Source organism: Hymenobacter duratus (assembly GCF_014698995.1).
Classification (GTDB): domain Bacteria; phylum Bacteroidota; class Bacteroidia; order Cytophagales; family Hymenobacteraceae; genus Hymenobacter; species Hymenobacter duratus.
On record NZ_JACWZZ010000001.1, the window covers coordinates 1126004 to 1148714 of the forward strand.

The window sequence follows — 22711 nt, forward strand, 5'->3', positions numbered from 1 at the left end:
TGCACTTTGTTTTTCTGAGCAGAACTCCTGATATCTTTAAATGGCCGTTAACGAAAACGCCGAACTGGAAGAGTTGATCCGAAATGCTACCGGTTCCGGTGGAGCAAGCACTGTGCCCACCGATTCAGAGGCAGCAGACGAGGGCGGCGGACTGGATTTTGATACGCTGCTGCTCGTTGCCCGGCGTAGTCTGCTTTGGCTTCTGCTCCTGATTGGGCTGGGGCTCACGGGCTCCTGGCTGTTTCTGCGCTACACCAAGCCGATATACAAGTCTTCCTCGCTGCTGAAGATTGATGAGAAAACGGAAGCCGGTGCCCTGGGCCTGGGCGGTGCACTGGGCGAAACAGCTGGCGGCCGGCAGAACATCAGCAAGCTTTCCGGCGAAGTGGAGCTGATAAAGTCCAATATCATCTACCGCCGCCTGAAGGACTCTCTGGACCTTGATGTAAACTATTACGCCGAAGGCACGGTGCTCGAAAGTGAGCTGTATGGCGCTTCTCCGTTTCGGGTGGAGTATGAAGGAGACATCCTTTACAACACAAAGTTCGGCCTCAGCTTTACAAGCCCGACCCGCTTCCGCTTGTCGTACCTGCAGGCAGGGAATGAGCAGACGGGCGAGTACTCTATCGGCGAGCCTTTCCGGATTGGCGGCATGACACTACGCGTCCGTGCCACGCCTACTATGGATGCTTCCGCTCTTGACCGCACCTACCACTTCATCATTAACGATGAAGGCGCTATCAACAGCTACCTCGACCGGAACCTGCTGGTGGAGATAGTGAACCCGGACGCTAACACCATTCAGATTTCCTTCCAGGATTTTACGCCTGGCAAAGCACGGGCTATTGTCAACAAGATTGATACGGTATACCTGCAGGAAAAAATTGCGCAGAAGCAGGCCGCTACCGCGCAAACCTTGCAGTTCCTGGATCAGCAGCTAACGGAAAACCGGCAGAACCTGGCGGTTGCGGAGGAAAATCTGCAAAACTTTGCTCGTCAGAATAAAACGTATGACGTGAAAGCCACAATTGGGGAGTTGACAGCCCAGTTGAAGGAACAGGAAGAAGTACGACTGAAACTATCGGAAAAAATCCGACTGCTGAATGAGGTAACTGCCCTGGCCGAAAGAGGAACGCTCACGCCCCGTGAAGACCTGAGCGTGCAGGAAAGCATTCCGGCGCTGGCAACGCTGGAAAACGCCCAGCTTTCTCAGCAGTTGTCGGAGTTGAACAGCCTGCAGTGGAACCTGCGCCGGCTGTCCCGGTCGTACAAGGAAACTACAGAAGCGGTGCAGCAGCAGCGGGAGCAGCTGAACTTCGTTAAAGGCAATCTGCGCCGCACACTGCGGCAAAGTAAAGAGCTGCTGGCAAGCGAGCTGGCTACGCTGGACCGCCAGCGGGGTACATTCACCTCGGAGTTGCAGAGCCTGCCTCAGAAAGCTACGGAACTGGCCCGGCTTACCCGCCCATTGGAACTGTACGAGAAATCGTATCTGATGCTGATGGATAAGAAGGTGGAGTTTAACATCGCCAAAGCGGGCACTACCCCCGACTTCCAGATTCTGTCGCCGGCGAGTATGCCAAGCGAGCCTATTTCGCCCGTGCGGCTGATGGTGTATGCCATCGGGCTGGCGAGCGGTATCGTGCTGGGCCTGTCGCTGATGGCGGTGCGCTACTTCATGCACAACACCGTAACCAGCGTACGCGAGCTGGAGCGTGCCACGCAGGCTTCCGTGCTGGGCGTGATTCCTACCTATGACAAGGAGAAGATGTCCGTTTCGAAGCTGGTAGTGGACAAGAATCCCAAATCAGCTATTTCGGAGTCTATACGCTCCATCCGGACCAACCTGGACTTTATCAGCTCGGCCAAAAAGAAACGGCTGATTTCGGTTACTTCTACCATCTCCGGTGAAGGAAAAACCTTCGTTTCAGTAAACCTGGGAGGCATTATTGCGCTGTCGGAACAGCGCGTCGTGATTCTGGACCTGGACATGCGCAAACCCAAAGTCAACCTGGCGTTTGGGGCGGAGAACGTGAAAGGAATCAGCACTATCCTGATTGAAAAGCACACCATTCAGGAGTGCATTCAGCATACTTCCATCCCGACGCTGGACTTTATTTCGGCCGGACCCACGCCCCCCAACCCATCGGAGCTGATTCTGGGGGCCAAGTTCGATGAGATGCTGGCTGAGCTGCACAAAACCTACGACGTGATTCTGATTGACACGCCGCCGGTTGGGTTGGTAACGGATGGTATCCTGATCATGCGCAAGGCTGACATTCCGATTTATATCGTGCGGGCCAACTATTCGAAAAAAGCCTTCCTCAAAAACATCAACAAGCTGATGCGGGCCAACAACTTTACCCGGCTCAGCACCATCCTCAACGATGCCACTGCCAGTGGTATGTATGGCTACGGCTATGGCTACGGTTATGGCTATGGCTACGGCTATGGACAGGGCTACTACGAGGAAACGAAGCCCGCTGAAAGTGCCCTCACCCGCCTGCGCAAGCGGTTTTCTTAGGCGAAGCGGGTACTATGGCCTCTTTTTTTCAGAAGCTTTTCGGCAGCCGGGCTGCACAGGCTGCATTGCCGGCCGACGCGCTGGCCGTGCTGGGAGCCGACATGCATTCCCATCTGCTGCCCGGGCTGGATGATGGGGCCGAAACGGTAGAGCACTCCCTGGAACTGCTGCGCGAGCTACGCGCCCTGGGCTACCGGAAACTGATAATGACGCCCCACCTGATGGGCGACTTTTACAAGAATACCCCGGAAGGTATCCGGGGCGCTTTGCACCACTTGCAGCGAGTAGCGGCGGAAGCCGGAATTACAGACGTGCAGCTGGAATGCGCGGCGGAGTATTACCTCGATGAATGGTTCGGACCCCGTCTGGACCGGGGCGACGAAATGCTCACCTTCGGCGGCGACAAGCGCTACCTGCTGTTTGAGACGAGCTACATCAACGAGCCTTTCAACTTGGCGGAAACCGTGTTTCGGCTCCAAAGCATGGGCTATCAGCCGGTGCTGGCGCATCCGGAGCGCTACACGTACTTCTACGGCCGCTTCGATGACCTCGTGAAAGTGCGGGAGAACGGCACCCTGCTGCAGCTGAATCTTAACTCGCTGGCAGGCTACTATTCTTCCGGTGCCAAAAAGGTTGCGGAAAAACTCATCGATGCTGGTCTGGTGGATATGGTCGGGACGGATGCCCACAACCTCAAGCACACGTCCACGCTACGCGAAAAGACGTTGGCTACGGACTATACGCGCAAGCTACTGGCACTTCCGCTGCTGAACAACACGTTGTAACTACCTCACACCAGTCAGGCCGCAGTTGTTTCCTGGCAGTTCTATATGCGTTTCGGGTTCCTGTATGATCTTCGTCACTGGTGGTAGCGGCCTCGTAGGAGGCTTCCTGATTCCGGCGCTGGTGGCGCGCGGACTGCCGGTGCGTGCCCTCTACCGCCGCCAGATACCGGTGCTGGAAGGTGCCGGCGGAGTGGAATGGGTGGAAGGGGACCTGCGCGACACGACCTTGCTGAATATTGCACTGGAAGGTGTCACGCATGTCTTTCATTGTGCCGGCCTGGTTTCGTATGCCCCTCAGGACGAGGAGGCCTTGCTGCAGGTGAACGTAGAAGGTACCGCCGCCATAGTGGATGCCTGCCTGGAGCGGCCCGGCATCCGACTCTGTCAGGTGTCGTCGGTGGCGGCGCTGGGCGGGGGGGCAGCACAAGCCCGCGAACAGGCCGGGCCTGATGTGCTGCAGGTGCTTGATGAGAATACCAAGTGGGACCTAGGCGCCGAGCACGGGGCGTATGCTACCTCAAAATACCTCGCCGAACTGGAAGTGTGGCGGGGCATATCAGAAGGCTTGCAGGCAGTGATGGTATGTCCATCCGTAATTCTGGGGCCCGCAGATTGGGAGCGGAGCAGCACCCGGCTGTTTCGATATGCTTGGGAGCAACACCGCTTCTACACACCCGGTAGCCTCAATGTGGTAGACGTGCGCGACGTGGTGGCCATGATGCTACGCCTTACGTTGGAGTTGGATGTATCCGGGGAACGATATGTGTTAAGCGGCGGCAGCCTCCTGCTCAGTGAGTTTCTGACCCGCGCCGCAGCCTGCTTCGGCCGCACGCCACCCACCGTATCGGTGCCGGACTGGGCGGCGGAAGGCATCTGGCGCCTGGAGCACGTGCGCTCGGTGCTGACCGGTGCCCGGCCGCTCATCACCAAGGATACGGCCCGCGCCGGCCGCAACCCGGTGCTGTACCGCGCCGAAAAAGTACAGCAGGCCACCGGCCTTGCCTTTCGGCCTGTGCCGGAGACCATAGAATGGTGCTGCCGGGAACTGATGCAAAAACAGGCAAAGAAATAAGGCGCGGAATTGGGAATAGGTCCGCAAAAACGCTTCATTGCCCGTCGCCTTTCCTGGCATCTGCCACTACCTGAACCCACAGGTCTCCGGTGTGGTTGTTGTATATTAGACCATGTACCTGCCTAGGGCAGATATAAAGTGAAGTAAGCCCATCGGGGCTGCCGTTTTGACGGTGTACCGGTACTTGATTGTAGCTGCATGAGAATGAATGAAAATTTTGAGGACCGGGATGAAGTACTGGACACTGTGCGCCGTTTTGAGCGGATGGTAGCCCAGAACGAGCCTGTCTTTTTCGACTTGGCCGATTTTGAGAATATTATCGACCATTATACCACCAACACGCAGTATGACAAGGCGCTACAAGCCTGTGAAGCTGCTATTGCCCAATATCCGTTCAGCACGGAACTGCTGATTGACCGCTCGCAGGTGCTGGCCATGAAAGGCGAGTACACGGCTGCCAGCACCCAGATTGAAAACGTAGCCGAATTGGACCCCGACAACCCGGACGTGGCCGTAACGCGCGGCATTATTGCTACCCAGAAAGGGGAATTCGCGGAGGCCGTAGCGTTTTTCCTGCAGGCTGCCGAACGCGCGCCGGACCGCGACGACATCTATTTCAACCTGGGGCTGGCTTACCAAAGCTGGCAGAAATTCAAGAGCGCGGCCAAATACTACAAGAAAAGCCTGCGCCTCAACTCCGACAATGATGTGGCCGTTCAGGAGCTGCTTTACTGCCTGGAGGTGAGCGGGCGGCTCGAGGAAAACCTGCCGTTCTTCCAGCGCTTCACCGACGACGACCCGTATTCGGCGGTGGCGTGGTACAACTTGGGACAGGCGCACTTTCGCCTCAACCAGCCCGAAAAGGCTATTGCGGCCTTCGAGTATGCCATCCTCATCGACGCCAAGTTTTATGAGGCGCACGCCTACCTGGCCAGCACCTACGTCACGCAGGAAAAATACCGGGAGGCCATTGCGGAATTTGAGGTGAGCTACCCCGAAGGCGAGCCCAGCCCGGAAGCCCTGTGCAACATCGGGGAGTGCCACGAGAAGCTCCGCGAATGGGATGCGGCCCGCCGCTTCTATCAAAAGTCCATCGACCTGGAGCCGGAGATGGATGAGGCGTGGTTTGGTATCGGCATCATTCTCAACGAGCAGGAACGCTTTTTCGAGGCCATTCACTTCTTCCGCAAGGCCGTAGGCATCTATGCCGAGAGCGTGGAATACTGGCTGGCATTGGCTGCCGCCGAGTATCAGGTGGGCAACATCGTGAGTGCCCTGGAAGCCTACGAAAAGGCCACGGAAGTAGCCCCTGACAGCAAAGATGCCTGGCTGAACTGGAGCATTCTGCTTTATGAGCAGGGAAATTTTGAGGGAGCCATCGACCTGATGCGCAACGCCGTGGAGGTGCAGCCCATGGAAGCCGAGCTGCACTACCGGCTGTGCGCTTACCTGCTGGCTGCCGGCCGCTACCGCGAGGCATACGAGACGCTGGAAAACGCCCTGACGCTGGATTTCGACAAGCACCGGCTGCTGTTTGAGTACTTCCCGGAACTGGAGTCGCAGAAGGCACTGGCCCGGCTGATTGATCAGTACCGTAAATAAAGGCTGCGTGCCGGACCACTCCCTGGTTCGGCCCGCTTCTTTTCGGCGGTGGGCTTTCTGGATTTCGGGCGTACTTTTACGCCCGTTGTTTTTTCGGGAACTGCCGGCCCCGCCGGTTCGCTCCCCAGCCTCCCAAGACCCTACAGAATGAATTACAACCTCACGCAGCTACCTGAGCGCACCGAAAAACCCCGCGAGCAAGGCTTTACCATGGTAATGGACAAAGGCCTGAGCGTACGCGAAGTGGAAGATTTCCTGGAAGTAGGCGCGCCTTACACCGACATTGTGAAGCTGGGCTGGGCCACGTCCTTCGTGACGCCTAACCTCAAGCGTAAGCTGGCGGCCTACAAAGAGGCCGGCATTCCGGTGTACTTCGGGGGCACGTTGTTCGAGGCCTTCATCATTCGTAACCAGTTCGACGATTACCGCCGCCTACTGGAGGAGTATGAGATGGAATACGCCGAAGTATCCGACGGCTCTATTGATCTGGTGCACGACAAAAAGCTCGAATACATCCAGACGCTGGCCAAGGACGTGAAAGTGCTGAGCGAAGTGGGCTCGAAGGATGCGGAGAAGATTATCCCGCCCTACAAGTGGATTTCGCAGATGAAAACGGAGCTGGAAGCCGGCGCCATAAAGGTGATTGGCGAAGCCCGTGAGGCTGGTAATGTAGGCCTGTTCCGCAGCACTGGCGAGGTTCGCTCAGGTCTGGTAGAAGAAATCCTGACCCAGATTCCGTTCGAGAAAATTCTGTGGGAAGCTCCTCAGAAAGCTCAACAGGTGTGGTTCATTAAGCTGCTTGGAGCCAACGTGAACCTGGGCAACATTGCGCCCAATGAAATTGTGAGCCTGGAAACCATCCGCTTGGGCCTGCGTGGCGACACGTTCACGCACTTCCTCGACATGGACAACGTGGATGAAATGTTCCGCCCCGAGGTGAAGACGCCTGGCAAACCTGGCACGTCCATGCCGCGCGGCTAACCGTTCACATGCTTTAAAAAAAAAGGGCTGTACAGATAGTGTATAGCCCTTTTTTACGTTTTTACCTTACCTCATATGCCCAATCTATATTCTACGTGCCGCACGGGCTGTTTGGCGCTACTCTTGTTACTGGGCCTGTCTGGGGCCGCACTGGGGCAAACTCAGGCTGCGCCTGATACTGCTTCTTGCAATAAGATCAAAACGCTGCTGTGGCGAATTTCGGGAGCGGGCCTGCCGGGCCCGTCCTATGTTTTTGGAACGATGCACGTGCTATGCCCCGATGATGCCACAGTGCCACCCGAAATGGAGGCGGCATTCCGGAGTAGCGGGCAGCTCGTGCTGGAGCTGGACCTGGACGACCCGGCAATGGGCAAGCAGTTTCGGCGGGCAGCCCAATTGCCCTGGCCCAACTCTCTGCGCCGCCTCCTGAAGCCGCGTGACTTCAAGGTCGTAAAGAAGTTTTTCCGCCAGCAGCTACACCACTCCATTCTGCCCTACGTGCTGGTAAAACCCGCTCTTACGGAAGCACTGGTATACAGCGCGGCCCTGCCCTGCACGCCCGTGAGTTACGAAGGAAAGTTTTTGGAGCTGGCCAAAGCGCAGCAGAAGGAAGTGTTGGGTCTGGAAACGATAGAACAGCAACTGGTGTCGATGCAGCAGGTACCGTACCGCAAGCAGGCCGCCGACCTGGTAGAGGCCATACGCACATACGACAGCATTCCCCGGCTCATGCAGCACCTCGTCGTCACGTACCGTGGCCGGGATGTGGACGAGCTGTATCGGTTATCAGTCGACCCGAAGTATGGCTCTGAGAATGATGGGCCGGCTGAGCTGCAGGCGCGTAACCAGGACTGGATTCCGAAAATGAGCGCTTGGATAAAAAGCAAGCCCACCTTCTTTGCTGTGGGAGCAGCACACCTGGGAGGCGGCACCGGCGTACTGCAGTTGCTGCGCCAGCAAGGCTACCAGATAGAGCCCGTATTGCTTCCCACTGCGTCAGCGAAATCGGCAGAGTAGGGCAGGACGAATACCGGGCGAAGCTGAAAAGCGAGGGTTGAGAGCAAGTAGCTCTGGGAATAGCTGCGGCGAAATGCGCATCTTTCGGCGAGTACTTTTTCGTTTGTTGCTGCTATGCTCACTTTTCAGTTTACGCCGTTTCCGGAGTTGCGTACGGCGCGCCTGTTGCTACGGCCTCTGCGCCATACCGATGCCCCTGCTCTGCTGATTCAGCGTTCCGACCCACGGGTTATGCGCTACATCGACCGGGAACCGGACCATACCGTGGAGGAGAGCCTGGCCCTGATCCGGAAAGTAGAACAGGCCGCCGCCGACAACACCGGCATCACCTGGGCCATGGTGCGGCCGGAGCAGGAAGATGTGCTGCTGGGCACACTGGGGTTCTGGCGCCTGATACCGGAGCACCACCGCGCCGAAATAGGCTACGGCCTGCACCCCGACTACTGGCGGCAGGGCCTGATGCAGGAGGCGCTGGAAGCCGTGCTGCACTTCGGATTTCATACCATGCAGCTGCACAGCGTGGAAGCCAACGTAAATCCGCACAATACCGCCTCAATGGCGCTGCTCACCAAGCACGGATTTGTACGCGAAGCCTATTTCCACGAGGACTACTATTTCCGGGGTCAGTTCCTGGATTCCGCCATTTATTCGCTGCTGACGCCGTTGCGGACGGCTGGCCAGACTACCGCCCAGGTGTAACCATATCCGACTGATAGAGTAGGAAGATAGTTCTGAATCTGTCTTACTGTCTGATATGAAACATCTTCCTTTTCCGGGGCCGGTTGCGGCGCTGGTGCTGCTGGCCGCCTGCAACCAGGGCCAGCCCAAAACGGATACGCCTACCAATACGCCTGCCCAGGTAGTAGAAACCCCCGACTCAGCGGCGCAATCCAATGCAGCGGCTCCTACGCTGCCGGAGCCCTACGCCACCAAGTCCACTACCAAGCGCAGCCACGTAATTGGGTGGCCAGCCGGCAAAACGCCGGTGGTGCCCGCTGGTTTCGTGATTACGGAGTATGCTGGCAACCTCAACAGCCCGCGCTGGGCCTACGTGACGCCTAATGGCGACGTGCTGGTAGCCGAATCCAACACCATCCCGACGACGACCAAGAAAAAAATTGCGGCCAAGCTGGACCTGGACCCTTCCAAGTCGCTCAAGGAAACCAGCGCCAACCGTATTACGCTGCTGCGCGACACCAACAAGGACGGCAAGCCCGATGTGCGCGAAACCTTCCTGGCCAACCTGAACCAGCCTCTTGGCATGCTGGTGCTCGGCAACTACTTCTATGTCGGGAACACCGACGGGGTAGTGCGATATGCCTACAAGCCGGGCCAGACCAAAATCACGGGTCCTGGGCAGAAGATTCTGGACCTGCCGGCCGGTGGCTACAACAACCACTGGACCCGTAACCTGCTGGCCAGCGCCGACGGCTCGAAGATTTATGTGAGCGTGGGCTCGGGCTCTAATGTGGCAGAGCACGGAATGGAAAACGAACAGCGCCGCGCCAATATTCTGGAAATAAACCCCGACGGCAGCGGCGAAAAAATATATGCCAGTGGCTTGCGTAACCCTGTAGGTATGGGCTGGGCGCCTGGCACCAAAACCCTCTGGACTGCCGTGAACGAGCGGGATGAGCTCGGCGACGACCTAGTGCCCGACTACCTGACCAGTGTGCAGCCCGGCGCCTTCTACGGGTGGCCATACGCCTATTTCGGCCCCAAAGAAGACCCCCGCCGCAAAGGCGAGCGGCCGGACCTAGTACAGAAAACCGTAGTGCCAGATGTAGCCCTGGGCCCGCACACCGCTTCGTTGGGACTGGCGTTCTATACCGGCAACGGTTTTCCGGCCAAGTATCAGAATGGCGCGTTTATTGGGCAGCACGGCTCCTGGAACCGCTCGGAGTTTACGGGCTATAAGGTGGTCTTCGTGCCATTCAGCAACGGTAAGCCCAGCGGCGGTATGGAAGATTTCGTGACGGGCTTCATTGCTAACCCGGGTGAAAAGGAGGTATACGGCCGCCCCGTAGGCGTCACGGTGCTGCCGGATGGCTCGCTGCTGGTGCTGGACGATGCCGGCAACAAAGTCTGGCGGGTAGCTGCCCAGCCAGGGCGCGGCGCCTAAACTGCCCCTCTGACCTGCCCGCTCAACGGCCTGCTTCTCCGCTTGGGAGGAGCAGGCCGTTTGGCATCTGGCGGCCTTCGGAAACTCCTGCTGCTTTACCTTGCAGCGCCATGCTACACTACTTGCGCCGCTACCTAAGCTATTTGGTGCCACTTACCCGCACTATCCATTCGCCTATCAACGGGCCGCTGGAAGTGACGTGGTACCGAGGCCGCAAAGTGCTTGATACGCGCCACGCCAACTACTCCTACGGCTCGTTGCAGCAGGTACTACGCTACGGGCTGATGTTTCTGAAACCCCAGCAGGCGCAGCGTATTCTCGTGCTGGGTCTTGGTGGAGGCTCCGTGGTGCAGACGCTGCGCCAGGAACACCGGGTAACAGCGCCCATCACCGCCCTCGAACTAGACCCCGCCGTTATTGCCGTAGCCGATACGGAATTCGGAATCCGCCCCGACGCGAACCTCTCGATTGTGTGCGCCGATGCTTTTGTGTGGCTCCAGACTGCGCCATCCGCCGCCTATGGCCTCATCATCATCGACCTGTTTATTGATTTGGAACTGCCAGCTGAGCTGCAACAAGTCGGTTTTTGGCAGGATATATGGCGGGTGCTGCCGCCAGGCGGGCAAGTGCTGTTCAATACCCTGACGGCAAATCCGCTGACAGTAGCAGGCGAAGAGTTGACGGAGTACCTGGCCGGACTGGGCTTTTCGGTGAAGGAAGTGGAAGTAGAACTGCTAAACCGCTTATTGATTCTAGAGAGACTTTTGGTGTAGCGTAGGTGCGGCAGCGTTACTTACTAGCTCTAACGACGACTGCCGGCGTGGATTTTGGGACGTACAGCAGGGCATCAAACTCGCGGCGGAGGCTGTGGCGGCTGAAGGGCTGCTCATAGGGGCGTAGGGTCCCGTCGCGGAACAGGAGATTCTCGTAGAGCCACTGTGTGCCCGGCGCTAGGTCAGGAGTGCGCAGGTTGAGAAACGATGCCGGCAGCGTGGCCGCCCGGAAGTAGTGCTCGTAGCTGCCTACGGATGATGGGGCCGCTGTGGCCGTAACAAATGCTGGAGGCTCGGTGGAAGGCAGGGCCCGGAAGCTGCCTTCGTGAAACAGCAAGCCAACCGCCACGTAGCCCGCACCATAATAGCGCCGTAGCACTTCGCCCAAAGTAGTATCATCTTGGTCGTAGGTTTTCAGGTGGGTGTTGTGCGACCAGACGGCCACGCCCTTGCCGTTGGCCTGCGTGCGGGCCCACTCCACGTTCTCGGCCAGGCAAGCTGCCCGGTAGCTGAAGCGAAACCGCGACGACATTGTCTGTACGACGCTGTACTGCTCGGCTTGGCGGAGCAGTTGGGATAGAGCGGCCGCTTCCGCGGGCGTGGCACCGTAGCCCCGCCGGAGTTTGGCCGGACCATCGAAGGCGGCGCGAACCTCGGCCAGTAGGCGGCGCACAGTTTCCAGGCGTGGGTCGGTCTGCTGGGCGTTCTGCAGGTAGTTCAGTGAAATACCCGCATCGGCCAGCGCGCGGAGCTGGCGTTGCAGCGTCGTGAGCAGCTCGCCCCGGTAGCCGGCCTGGGCGGGCAGGCGCTGCCGCAGATAGCGCAAAATCTCCGGCGCCTCCTGCAGATCAATGCCCAGCAGCTGCAGGGTGGCCGTTGGGTGCTGCTGGTTGTAAGTCCGCATCCAGCGCACCAAGGCCAGCATTTCTTCGGTATCCCAAAGGGGCAGGTTGGCTACCAGCTGCTGGGGGTTGCCGGTGCCGGTTTGCAGATAGTCGTTCAACGCCAGGCAGGCGCCCAGGTCGGTGTCGAGGGCCAGCACGCGCACGTTTTTCTGCTCCACCAGATACCGAAACAGCCGGTGCTTGAGCTGCATCTGCTCGTGTGAGCCCAGCGTGACTTCGCCCAACCCGATAACCGGTGCCGACCCAACCAATTGCCCGAATGCAGCCAGATCTTTCTGGTCGCCGCCGTCGGGGGCGGTGGTGCGGAGCGGCACGGCGGCCTTGCGCAGCCAAGCTAGCTCGGCGGCAGTAGGCAGCCCCGGCACGGGTGGTGGTGGTGGCGAAAAGGCCCGACCATCAGCCAGCAGCTCTATATGGTCGAACCAGACCGGAGCCGCGCCAGGCTGCAGCAGCAGCGCCAGCTGCGAAAGGTTGCGCTTGGCGCTGATGGGCAGCGTCAACTCGAACCGTTGCCACGGCGTGCCGGGCGCAGGTTCCGGCAATGGGCTGGCCGTGAGCGTGCCGGGCCATTTATGCCGGTCATACGGATACATTCTTAAGTCGCTGTTGCCCATCACACGGTACAGCAAAGTTGGAGGAGCCTGGCCCGCCACGGCCGAACCGGCATAGCGCACGTAGCCGCGCACCGTAAGGGTTTTGCCCAGCAGCGAATCCAGGGGCACTAGGCCCAGGTACACGGGCGCGGCACTGGCCGGAGCGGCCTCTACGCGCAAACTGCGCCGGCCCCGCTGCGCCACCGCCGAGTCCAGCTGCCAGCGGCGGGCAGTGGAAGCCGCACCGGGCAGCTGGGCAGGGCCGCGCCGCTCGAAGTCCCAGTTGGGCAGTGGGGTGCCGGGGGGCAGCAGCAGCGGCTCGGTGCCTGCCAGTGGCGCGTCGCGGTAGGTTTGGCCTTTGTCGTAGCGCACCTGGAAGTTGTCGAGCCACAGCCGGCCCCGGCCGTTGAAAGCCAGCAACATGCTGAGGCGGTTGGCCGTTTGGCTCACGGGGAGCTGCACCTCCAGTTTCTGCCAGCCGGCGGTAGGGGCAAGCTTGGTGGGCTGCATGGCTTTCTCCGATAGTTGGCCAGAGTACGGGGTGGTTTCTGTGGAATAAGAACTGTAGGCTTTCAGCCAGGCGGTGCCCTGAAACTCCTCGGTGCGCACCCACACGCTTACGGTGGCAATGCGGCCGCTCACTGAGTCCGAAACGGGCAACGTGGTGACTACGGAAGTGCCTTCCGGTTCTTCGGCCAGCGAGGCATCCAGCAGCAAACTGCCCCGGCCGTGCTGAGCGGGCGCCACCGTGTCGACGCGAATCAGCAGCTCGTCGGGTTGCTGGCGGCGCCCCCAGAACAGCAGTGGTTGGCGGCGGTTGGCAGTTGGCTCGAAATCCAGGTTGAGGATGGCCTGTGCGGTAGCCGGGCGGCAGCTCAGTAGCGTGAGCACCACGAAGAATAATCGATACAGAGAATTTGGCATAGAAATCAGCGGTTACATAACGGCTGCAGTATAACGTGTTGGGCGCTTGGCGCATGTGCGCCGCCGAATTTTTCTTGGCTTTCCAGGGTTGCCAGCCACTGGCGGTACGCTACTCCGGTGGCTTTCCGCTTTCTTTGTAGTTCTATTTCTACCACCTCGCACCTTCGCATGGAAATTCTGAAGCACCTGCTCGACTTCATTCTGCATCTTGATAAGCACTTAGCTGAAATTATTCAGGACTATGGCGCCTGGACCTACGCTATCCTGTTCCTCATCATTTTCGTGGAAACCGGGGTGGTGGTGCTGCCTTTCCTGCCCGGCGACTCGCTGCTGTTTGCGGCCGGGTCCCTGGCCGCGCTGCCCGGTTCGCCCCTGAATGTGTGGATGATGGTGGGCCTGCTGATTGCGGCCGCCGTGCTCGGCGACACGCTCAACTACCACATCGGCGATTATCTGGGCCCGCGCGTATTCCGCGAAAACTCCCGCTTTCTGAAACGCGAGCATCTGGAGCGCACCCAGGCATTCTATCAGAAGCACGGCGCCAAAACCATTATCATAGCGCGCTTCATCCCTATCATCCGCACGTTTGCGCCCTTTGTGGCGGGCGTGGGCACCATGAGTTACGGCAAGTTTCTTTCCTACAATGTGGTGGGCGCGGTGCTATGGGTGGTGCTGCTGACGCTGGCGGGGTATTATTTCGGTCAGATTCCGATTGTGCAGAAGAATTTTTCGCTGGTGGTGCTGGCCATCATCGGGCTGTCGGTGCTGCCGGCTGTGTGGGAGTTCGTTAAGGCGCGCCGCGCACCCAAAGCGCCTGTTGCGTAGCAAGGGCTGCGCTCTAAAGCAGATGCGATGCTAACATTCCCGGAAACCACTCTAGCTGCTTTGGCCGGGGTGGTTTTTTTTGTTGCTTAACGGCCGAAACTATCGGCTTCCCTCATGCCTGAATTCGGACTTATTGGTCGCAGCCTGACCCACTCTTTCTCCCAAACCTATTTCACCCAAAAGTTTGAGAGCCTCCACCTAGCCGATCATCACTACGAGCTGTTTGAGCTGCCCACCATCAACGAGTTGCCGGCGTTGCTTGCCCGGCGTCCCGGCCTGCGCGGCCTCAATGTCACGATTCCCTACAAGGAGCAGGTGTGGCCGTTTCTGAGCGAAGTAGCGCCGTCGGCGGCACGGGTGGGGGCCGTCAACGTTATTGAGTTTGCCGCCGATGGCCGCCTGATTGGCCACAACACCGATTACGTGGGGTTCCGGGATTCGCTGCGCGCGCTGCTGCCTACCACCTGGCCTGCCGGGCTCCGGGCGCTGGTGTTGGGCAGCGGAGGTGCATCTAAAGCAGTGGAGGTGGCACTACGTGAGCTGGGCATTGGCTACTGGGTGGTGTCGCGGAACCCGATGGGAGCGGGGCTCACCTACCAGGAACTCACCCCCCGCCTGGTGCAGGAGCATTTACTCATCATCAACACTACCCCACTCGGCACTTACCCCGCGGTGGAGGAGTGTCCGCCCATCCCGTATGAGGCTCTCACGGCCCACCATTGCCTCTACGACCTCATTTATAACCCCCGCGAAACTGAGTTTATGAAACGCGGGCAGGCGGCTGGCGCTCAAACCAAAAACGGGTTCGAAATGCTCTGCCTGCAGGCAGAAGCCGCCTGGAAAATCTGGAACGGGTAGCCCTCATACCAGCTAGTCGCCCTGCTGCCCGCCACTGCCGCCGCCTTTGGAGTCGTCGTTGCGGATGGTTTTGCGCTGGCGCTGGCCGGTTTCCAGCTTGCCAAAGCGGTAGTTGAACGACAGCCGGAGGGCACGTTGGTAGGAATAAAAGCTGCCATAGTTGACGAAATCAGGCGTGGTGGTAGTGCTGCGGAAATAGCGGCCCGGCGTCAGGAAGTTGACAAGCGCCAGCGTGAAGTCAGCCTTTTCTTCCAGGAGCAGCTTCTTCGCGCTCAGGCCGTAGTAGATGCCACCGGAGTAGCGCGACTGTAGCTCCACGCCGGGCGTCCAGAAGCCTGCGTAGCCTTGCACCGAGTAGGTTTTGCCCAGCTTGCGCGCCCCATTCATGTTCATGCTGAGACTGGCCCGGCGGTTAGGGCGCTGCAGGATGGCACTGCGCAGACTGGTGTAGTCGGCTGTCAGGTTGCTGCTCAGGTCCCATTCGGGGCGCGGTTTCCAGGAGCCATACAGGTTCAGGCCCACAATGGTAGCCGTCGAGAGGTTGCCGTAAGTAGTTTCGTTGCGGGCCAGGGCCTCGTTGTAGCGGCTGAACCGCTCAATGGAGTTGCTGGTGCGCCGCCCGAATCCAGAAGCATTCAACGACGTTTTTTCGCCGAACGTGCTGTAACCCAGTTCTACCAGGTCCACCAATTCCGGCCGTAGTTCGGGGTTGCCAAAGTCCACTGAGTTGGGCGTTACTTGGTTGACGTAGGGGTTGAGGTAGTAAATCTGAGGGCGCTGGATGCGGCGCGAATAGCTCAGGCGCAGCGTCTGGCCTTCCTTTTTGAGCGTGCGGGTAGCACTGAGGTTGGGCAGTACGTTCAGGTAGCTGTTCTGAAAGCGGCCGGCTTCATTCTGAAATTCGCCTTCGATGGCCGTGCGCTCTAGCCGCGTGCCCAGGCTGAAAGCGTACTTCTTGCCCAGCGAGAAGCCATAAGTGCCATACGCGGCCAGCACATTCTGGCGATACGTAAATCTGTTGGAACGCAGCGCACTGCGCACGAAATCGGGCTGCTGGCCAGTCAGGAGCGTATCCAAAGTGTAGTCACTGCTGACTTGGCGCCGGATGTGCTTGGCGCCGACTTCGAGCGTGGTTTTCTCGCCGAATGGCTGTGTATAGTCGGTTTGGAAGGTGGTTTCGAGGTTGCGGGCCAGGTTGCGGCTGGTTTCCTGGTACTCAATGGGGCCACCGTGCAACTCCGGCGTTGGAAACTGGTCGAGGCGGTACTGCTCGCGGCTGCGGTTGCTGGTGTGTTGCGCCAGCATGCTCCACTCGCGGCGCGGCTGCTTCTCGCCAAAGGTGCGGGTGTAGCCCGCATTCAGATCGAAATTGCGGCTCTGGTCGCGTCGGTTGATGTCGCGCGTGTACAAGGTGTCAAGCTGCGGCTGCCCCCGATACTGGTTGACGAGTTCCTGGGGCGAGTTGGTGCTGTACAGATTGCCATTGCCGCTCAGCGTGAAGCTGTGCAACGGCGACGGGTCGTAGGTGAGTTCTAGCTGGCCATATCCGCCCTGGCCCTGGTTGCGGGAGGTGGTTCGCTCACTCAGCTGCCCGGTGCTGCCATCCGACAAATAGACGGTCCGCTCGGTGCTGCTTTTGAACGGATAGAGGTTGTGGAAGCCGCTAAGTTTCGTGTTGACGCCCAGCGTGCCCCGCTTAACATTGAGGCTGGTATTGAGGCTCTGGTTGCGGTTGCCGCCAGTAGCACCTGCGCTGCCGTTCACGCCTTGCAGGCTGTTCTTTTTCAGTACAATATTGATGATGCCCCCCGAGCCTTCCCCGTCATATTTCGCCGAAGGTGCCGTAATGACTTCAATGGCTTTAATCTGGTCGGCCGGAATCTGCTTGAGGGCTTCTGCTAGGTTGCCAGCCAGCAGCGCCGAGGGTTTGTTGTTGATCAGGATGCGCACGTTGCGGGTGCCGCGCAGCTGCACGTTGCCTTCCCCATCGAGGTTCACTAGCGGAGTTTTGCGCAAAATATCGGCCACCGTACCGCCGGTGTTGCTGGGGTCCTGGTCGGCGTTATAGATGAGGCGGTCCGGCCGGGTTTCCACCATGGGCCGTTCCCCAGTCACGGTCACGCCGGCCAGATTCTGGGCCGAAGCCGTAAGAAACAGCTGCCCAAGATCGGTGAGCGGCGACGTGAGCGTAATTGTCTCAAGCCGCGTGGCGTAGCCCACGAAACTCAGCTGCAGTCGGAACGTGCCGGCAGGTAGGTTTTTGAAGTCGAAACGGCCATCGGCGTCGCAGGTTCCTCCTGCCAGCGGTGTGGTACCGGTGGCTGGTAGCACCGCTACAGTGGCATATTCCACGGGCTTCTGCGTAGTAGTATCCAGCACCCGGCCCAGCAGGCGGGCCGGGCCGGGTGCTGCCGGCACCGGGCTTTGTGCATGGATGGCAGAAGTGGCAAACAGGAGCAGCAACAGCAACGCGGATACGTGTTTCATCGAAAGCGGGACAGAGTGGCGCGGCGCGGGAGAAGGGTGGTATGGGGCCCCGGCACATTCCAAACCTAGTCTCATTCCGGACGGCACGGCGGGAATATCAACCACCCTTGCTTTTTCTCTCAACCAACTCCCTATACCGGCCTACCAATCCATGAACTACACGCACCGCCCGGCAATAGCCCGGTTGGTAGGCCACAGCGCGGCGTTGGTAGAGCCCGCACCGGTGGTAGTTGAAAACAGGGGAGTGGCTGCCGGCCAATTCGCTATTTTGGCAGCTTCAGGCGGGCCCCGAGTCCGCCGTATCTGTATGCCTGTACTTTCTTCTGCTGCTCGCCCGCTCCGGCCCCGGGTGTGGCTTCCTCCGTTTCTGAAACGACTACCGTGGCCACACCTGGCGTGGCTGGCCCTGCTGCTGTACTTCGATGTGCAGCTGCGGCTGCTGCGCGTAGGGCCCTTGCTGCCCGCGCTGGAAGAGCATTTCTGGGTGAATGCGCTGCTCACCGATCTGCTCGACTCGGGCCTGTTCTATCTGAACTGGTGGCTGATGCCGCGCCTGTTTGTGCGGCACCGGCTGCTGGCGTATGGCGGGGTGCTGCTGGCGGGCCTGCTGGGGTTTGTGGCGCTGCGCATCGGGCTGAGCGTGCTGCTGGAAGAAGTGAAGCGCGACGGAGTGTCGCAGCCGGTGGCGTTCTACGTGCAGGTGCTGCAGGCCTACTACCTGCTGCTGGGCGGCCTGATTCTGCTGCTGAGCTTCTTTCTGCGGCTGGCCGGCGACTTTCTGCGCGAGCGGGAAAACCGGCGGGAGCTGGAGCAGCAACACCTGCGCACCGAGCTGGCCCTGCTCAAAACGCAGCTGCACCCGCATTTCCTGTTCAACACGCTCAACAACATCTACTCGCTCACCCTCAACCGCTCGGCCCAGGCCCCGCAGGCGGTGCTGCGCCTGGCCGAACTGATGCGCTACCAGCTCTACGACAGTGCCGCCGACCTGGTGCCACTGGCCCGCGAAATCAGCCACCTGCGCGGCTTCCTGGATCTGCAGCTGCTGCGCCTGCCCCCCGACGTAGCCGACGAGGCCATCCAGCTGACGGTGCTGCTGCCGCCCGGCGCCGAGTACGCCTACCAGTTGCCGCCGATGCTGCTGCTGCCGCTGGTCGAAAACGCCTTCAAGCACGGCGACCTGGCCGCGCGGCCCCACGTAGCCCAGCTGGCGCTCCAGCTGGAAGAATCGGGTCATCTGCGTTTCAGCGTCCGCAACCAGGTGGCGGAAGGCGGCGGCCCGACATTGGAAGAAGCCGGTGGCATGGGCCTCACGAATCTGCGGCGGCGGCTGGCCCTGCTCTATCCCGGCCGCCATACGCTGTCTGTGATACAAAACCAGACGGAATACTACGTTACGCTCACACTCCGGCCAGCCTGATCCTTGGGCCTGGTTTCCGAAAAAGCTCCAGCCCAAAGCCGGAGCCACGCTGCACATCCGATTATGGAACAACTTCTCCCAGCCGCTACCCGCCGTCCGCTCACGTGTGTCCTCGTCGATGACGAGCATTTGGCCCTGGATGTGCTGGCCGAATACTGCGCCCAGGTGCCGTTTCTGGAACTGAAAGGCCGATTTCATGATGCGCTGGCGGCCGTAGCTTTCCTGCAGGATCATCCGGTGGACGTCGTGTTTCTCGACATTCATATGCCGCGCCTCACGGGCCTGCAGCTGGCACAATTGCTACCCGCGCCGGGTCCGCGCATCATCTTTACCACAGCCCACGCCAACTACGCGGTGCAGAGCTACGAGCTGCCGGCCCTGGACTATCTGCTGAAGCCCATTTCGTTTGAGCGGTTTGTGCAGGCGGCACACCGTGCCCGTGCCGCCCTCGGCCAGCCGGCCGCTGCTGCTACCGCCACGGCTACTGCCACACCCCCCGAAACCGCGCCGGAAGGTGCCGACGAAGCCCTGTTTGTGCGCCACGACAACCGCCTGCGCCGTGTGCCCGTGGCCGATATCCTTTACGTGGAAGGCCAGAAGGAATATCTGATGCTTTATACTGCCAACGGCAAAATCCTGACGCTGCAGTCGTTTCGGCGGTTGGAGGAGCTACTGCCACCGGGCCGCTTTGCGCGCATTCATCGGTCGTATCTCATCAGCCTGCGCCACCTCGAATATGTAGAGCGTGGGCGCGTGCAGGTGCAGGGCACTATGCTGCCCATCGGCGAAACGTACCGGGAGCCTTTTCTGGAGCTGCTGCGCTACCACGGCCGGCTCTGAGTGGTGGAGTGGTAGAAAAAAAGCATCTGTCATCCTGAGCCTGCGAAGGACCTTATTACGTCAGAACTGCCCGGCTGTGGGTAATCCAGCGTGGTAAGGTCCTTCGCAGGCTCAGGATGACAGATGCTTAATCCACCAGCCCACAAATTCATCACTCCACTGACTTACTACTGCTGCCCCTGGCCTTGGCCTCCTTCACCCTGTTTGGTGTCGTCGTTCTGGATGCCTTTGCGCCGCTTCTGCGGCTGCGCCGACACCTTGCCGAAGCGGTAGTTGAAGGCCAGCCGCACCCCGCGCATGTAGATGTAGTTGTTGCTTTCCTGCGTGAACTGCGGCGTTTCCAGAATCGTGTTCAGGTTGCGCGTAGCCTGCAAGAAGTTGTCGGCATTGAGGGTAAGGTCGGCTTTGTCCTGGAGCAGGCTCTTGCGCAGGCCCATGGAGTAGAACGTCCAGGCGGCCTGCCGGCCCTGCAGCTGAATCCGGGGCGAGTTGAGACCCCCGAAAAACTGCAGCGTCAGGCCGCGCCGCCACGCCGGCGCATCGGCATCATCAAACTTGGCGAACTTGTAGCTGGAGTTGATATTAAGGTTATACATCAGCCCGCTGTTGTCGAGGGCCGCACCGGTCAGGTCCAGGGCCGGGCTGCGCAGCGTCACGTAGTAGAAGTTGAGGTTGCCGCTCAGGTCCCACTTCGGTGTCGGCTTCACCGAGCCAAACAAACTCACCCCGTAGGTAGCATTGCGCCCGATGTTGCGGAAGGTCTGGTTCTGTACGCCGTTGTCATCCACGAAGCGCACCGTTTCGATGGCGTTGCCGGTGCGCCGCACGTAGGCCGAGCCGTTAATCACCGTGCCTTTGACGAAAGTAGTGTAATTCAGCTCGTAGCTGTCCGTAAACTCGGGGTTCAGGCGCGGGTTACCGTAGCTGATGTTGAGCGAGTCGGAGGCGTTGATGAACGGGTTCAGGTAGAAAATCTGGGGGCGCTGAATGCGGCGCGAATACGCCAAGCGTACTGTCTGGCCGGGTTTGCCAGGCTGGTAGCTCAGGCTCAGGTTGGGCAGCAGGTTGGTGTAGTTCTGCGTGAACGTGCTGGTTTCGCCCTGCTCAAAGTTGCCTTCAATGTCGGTGTGCTCCAGGCGGGCTCCCAGGCGCGTGCTCACCTTCTTGCTCAGGCTGAACCCATACGTGCCATACGCCGACAGCACATTCTGGCTGTAGTCGAACGTGTTGGACCGGGCGGCGCTGCGCACCAGTTGGCTGTTGCCGGTTGGGTCTATCTGCACGTCGTAGTCGCTGCTCACGCGGCGCAGAATGCCTTTAGCACCGGTTTCCAGGGTAGCGGTTTCCGAAAGCGGGTGCGTATAGTCGGTCTGGAGCGTGGTTTCAAGGTTGCGGCTGAGGTTGTCGCTGCCTTCACGGTAGGTTTTCTCGCCTGCCGTAGCACGCTCCGGAAACTGGTCCAGGTCGTAGCGCTGGGTGTTGCGGTTGCGGGTGTGCTGGCCCAGCACGCTCCACTCGCGCTTGGGCTTGCCCTCGAAGGTGCGCGTATAGGAGCCGCTCACGTCGTAGCTCTGCGTCCGAAAGTTGCGGTCGGTAGAGCGGGTAAACGCCGGGATGTTGATGGGCTGGTTGAACTGGTCGTAGTCGCCTTTGTTGCGAAACAGGCTGCCCTGCACGCTCAGGTTGAAGTTGTTGTATTTGTTGGGGTCGAAATCGAAGCCCAGGCGCCCGAAGCCGCCGCCGCCCAGCGTGAATCCGTCGCCTTCCTGCCGCAACGACTGCTCAAACAGTCCCTGCTCGTTGCGAATACTGCGGGTCAGGTCGTTGCGGTTGGGGCTATAGAACATGAAGCCGCTGGCCGAGCTGTTGATGCCGATTTTGCCGCGCCGCACGTTTAGCGAGGCGTTGGCGTTGGAGCTGCGCGTGCCACCGGCCACACCCACGCTGCCGTTGGTGCCTTCCAGGTTGTTCTTCTTGAGCGTGATGTTGATGATGCCGCCCGTGCCTTCCGCGTCGTACTTGGCCGAGGGCGTCGTAATCACCTCCACGGTTTTAATCTGATCGGCCGGAATCTGCTTCATGGCATCGGCCACCGACGAGGCCACAATACCCGAAGGCTTGTTGTTGATGAGTACGCGCACATTGCTGGTGCCGCGCAGTTCCACGTTGCCGTCGGGGTCTACGTTCACGAGGGGCACTTTGCGCAGCACGTCGGCGGCGGTACCACCCGTGTTGGTCAGGTCCCGGTCGGCGTTGTACACGATACGGTCGGGCTTGGTTTCCACCACATCTTTCTCGCCGGTCACGGTTACCTCACCCAGCTTCTGGGCCGTGGCGGTCAGCAGTACACTGCCCATATCCACGGTGCCGTCTGCCACAGTTACATTCTGCACCTGTGCGCCGTAGCCCACAAAGGTCACCTGCACGCGGTAAGCGCCGGCCGCCACGCCTTTCAGTACAAACCGGCCTCGCTCATCGGCAGCCGTTCCATCTAGGGGCCGCTCACCGGTAGCTGGCAGGAGGGCCACCGTGGCAAATTCCACGGGTTTTTTGGTAGTAGCATCCAGCACAGTACCCGTAATGCGGCCGTTGCCCTTGGGCGTTTCCGGCAGGCTCAGGCGTGTAGTAGGTGCCTGGCCGGGAGCCAAAGCAGGCCGCTGACCCGCTGGTGCCCCCGGTGTGACAGGGGTCTGGGCCATAGCCGGCACTGCAAGCAGCCCCGATAGATACAGCGGGAGGTATAGGTTTTTCATCGGTAGGGATAAAGAAAGAGCTGGGAACTGTGCAAAGGGACGAATTATCACGGAGCGCTGAAAGCGAAATCTGCCGAACCGTCGCAGAACCGGGGTGAACCGTTGACGGAGCCGACTGAACGGAGCAAAGAAGGTTGAGGCAGTGTCGTACCCGGCCCGGCGTGGGTTGCACGCATTTGTGGTGGGGTAGGGGCAAAAAAAACCAGCCACCTGATGAGAGGCGGCTGGTA

General features: G+C 59.7%; 16 protein-coding genes. 13 read left to right on the plus strand and 3 right to left on the minus strand.

The genetic code is table 11. The features are described 5' to 3' along the window. The first annotated feature begins 40 nt into the window (after nt 1–40). The 9 genes from IC231_RS04640 to IC231_RS04680 all read left to right on the plus strand — a co-directional run bounded on the left by IC231_RS04640 (nt 41) and on the right by IC231_RS04680 (nt 10876). Nucleotides 41–2524, plus strand: coding sequence for a polysaccharide biosynthesis tyrosine autokinase (locus tag IC231_RS04640; RefSeq protein ID WP_190783407.1), 2484 nt, complete (start codon nt 41–43; stop codon nt 2522–2524). A 14-nt stretch (nt 2525–2538) separates the two neighbouring features. Next, on the plus strand, nt 2539–3309 hold the full coding sequence (locus IC231_RS04645; RefSeq protein WP_190783408.1) for a tyrosine-protein phosphatase: 771 nt from the start codon (nt 2539–2541) through the stop codon (nt 3307–3309). A gap of 64 nt (nt 3310–3373) precedes the next feature. Further along, nucleotides 3374–4381 (plus strand): NAD-dependent epimerase/dehydratase family protein, encoded by a 1008-nt coding sequence (locus IC231_RS04650; RefSeq protein ID WP_190783409.1) that lies wholly within the window; start codon nt 3374–3376, stop codon nt 4379–4381. Nucleotides 4382–4585: 204 nt separating this feature from the next. Next, the gene (locus tag IC231_RS04655) at nt 4586–5983 is read left to right on the plus strand and encodes a tetratricopeptide repeat protein (protein ID WP_190783410.1); all 1398 of its coding nucleotides are present in this window, start codon (nt 4586–4588) and stop codon (nt 5981–5983) included. Nucleotides 5984–6130: 147 nt separating this feature from the next. After that, nucleotides 6131–6964, plus strand: coding sequence for a phosphosulfolactate synthase (locus IC231_RS04660; protein WP_185888724.1), 834 nt, complete (start codon nt 6131–6133; stop codon nt 6962–6964). Between the two features lie 75 nt (nt 6965–7039). Continuing rightward, nucleotides 7040–7981, plus strand: coding sequence for a TraB/GumN family protein (locus tag IC231_RS04665; protein WP_190783411.1), 942 nt, complete (start codon nt 7040–7042; stop codon nt 7979–7981). A 114-nt stretch (nt 7982–8095) separates the two neighbouring features. Beyond that, nucleotides 8096–8680, plus strand: a complete 585-nt coding sequence (locus IC231_RS04670) for a GNAT family N-acetyltransferase (RefSeq protein ID WP_190783412.1) — start codon at nt 8096–8098, stop codon at nt 8678–8680. 55 nt (nt 8681–8735) lie between these two features. Beyond that, on the plus strand, nt 8736–10103 hold the full coding sequence (locus IC231_RS04675) for a PQQ-dependent sugar dehydrogenase (protein WP_190783413.1): 1368 nt from the start codon (nt 8736–8738) through the stop codon (nt 10101–10103). A 110-nt stretch (nt 10104–10213) separates the two neighbouring features. After that, a complete protein-coding gene (locus tag IC231_RS04680; protein WP_190783414.1) occupies nt 10214–10876 on the plus strand; it encodes a spermidine synthase in 663 nt (220 codons plus the stop codon). A gap of 16 nt (nt 10877–10892) precedes the next feature. On the opposite strand, the gene IC231_RS04685 is transcribed toward IC231_RS04680, so the two are convergent. After that, the gene (locus tag IC231_RS04685) at nt 10893–13298 is read right to left on the minus strand and encodes an erythromycin esterase family protein (protein ID WP_190783415.1); all 2406 of its coding nucleotides are present in this window, start codon (nt 13296–13298) and stop codon (nt 10893–10895) included. Nucleotides 13299–13466: 168 nt separating this feature from the next. On the opposite strand from IC231_RS04685, the gene IC231_RS04690 reads away from it, so the two are divergent. After that, nucleotides 13467–14123 carry a DedA family protein gene (locus IC231_RS04690; RefSeq protein WP_190783416.1) on the plus strand — a complete coding sequence of 219 codons (657 nt, stop codon included), beginning with the start codon at nt 13467–13469 and terminating at the stop codon, nt 14121–14123. Nucleotides 14124–14237: 114 nt separating this feature from the next. Continuing rightward, the gene (locus IC231_RS04695) at nt 14238–14981 is read left to right on the plus strand and encodes a shikimate dehydrogenase family protein (RefSeq protein WP_190783417.1); all 744 of its coding nucleotides are present in this window, start codon (nt 14238–14240) and stop codon (nt 14979–14981) included. Nucleotides 14982–14993: 12 nt separating this feature from the next. Here the strand turns inward: IC231_RS04695 and IC231_RS04700 are convergent, their stop codons facing one another. Next, on the minus strand, nt 14994–17468 hold the full coding sequence (locus IC231_RS04700; RefSeq protein ID WP_190783418.1) for a TonB-dependent receptor domain-containing protein: 2475 nt from the start codon (nt 17466–17468) through the stop codon (nt 14994–14996). A 307-nt stretch (nt 17469–17775) separates the two neighbouring features. On the opposite strand from IC231_RS04700, the gene IC231_RS04705 reads away from it, so the two are divergent. Together IC231_RS04705 and IC231_RS04710 are read left to right on the plus strand one after the other, a co-directional pair. Then, a complete protein-coding gene (locus IC231_RS04705; protein WP_190783419.1) occupies nt 17776–18888 on the plus strand; it encodes a sensor histidine kinase in 1113 nt (370 codons plus the stop codon). A 63-nt stretch (nt 18889–18951) separates the two neighbouring features. Then, nucleotides 18952–19728 (plus strand): LytR/AlgR family response regulator transcription factor, encoded by a 777-nt coding sequence (locus tag IC231_RS04710; RefSeq protein ID WP_190783420.1) that lies wholly within the window; start codon nt 18952–18954, stop codon nt 19726–19728. A 167-nt stretch (nt 19729–19895) separates the two neighbouring features. On the opposite strand, the gene IC231_RS04715 is transcribed toward IC231_RS04710, so the two are convergent. Next, a complete protein-coding gene (locus IC231_RS04715; RefSeq protein WP_190783421.1) occupies nt 19896–22481 on the minus strand; it encodes a TonB-dependent receptor domain-containing protein in 2586 nt (861 codons plus the stop codon). Nucleotides 22482–22711: the final 230 nt, after the last annotated feature.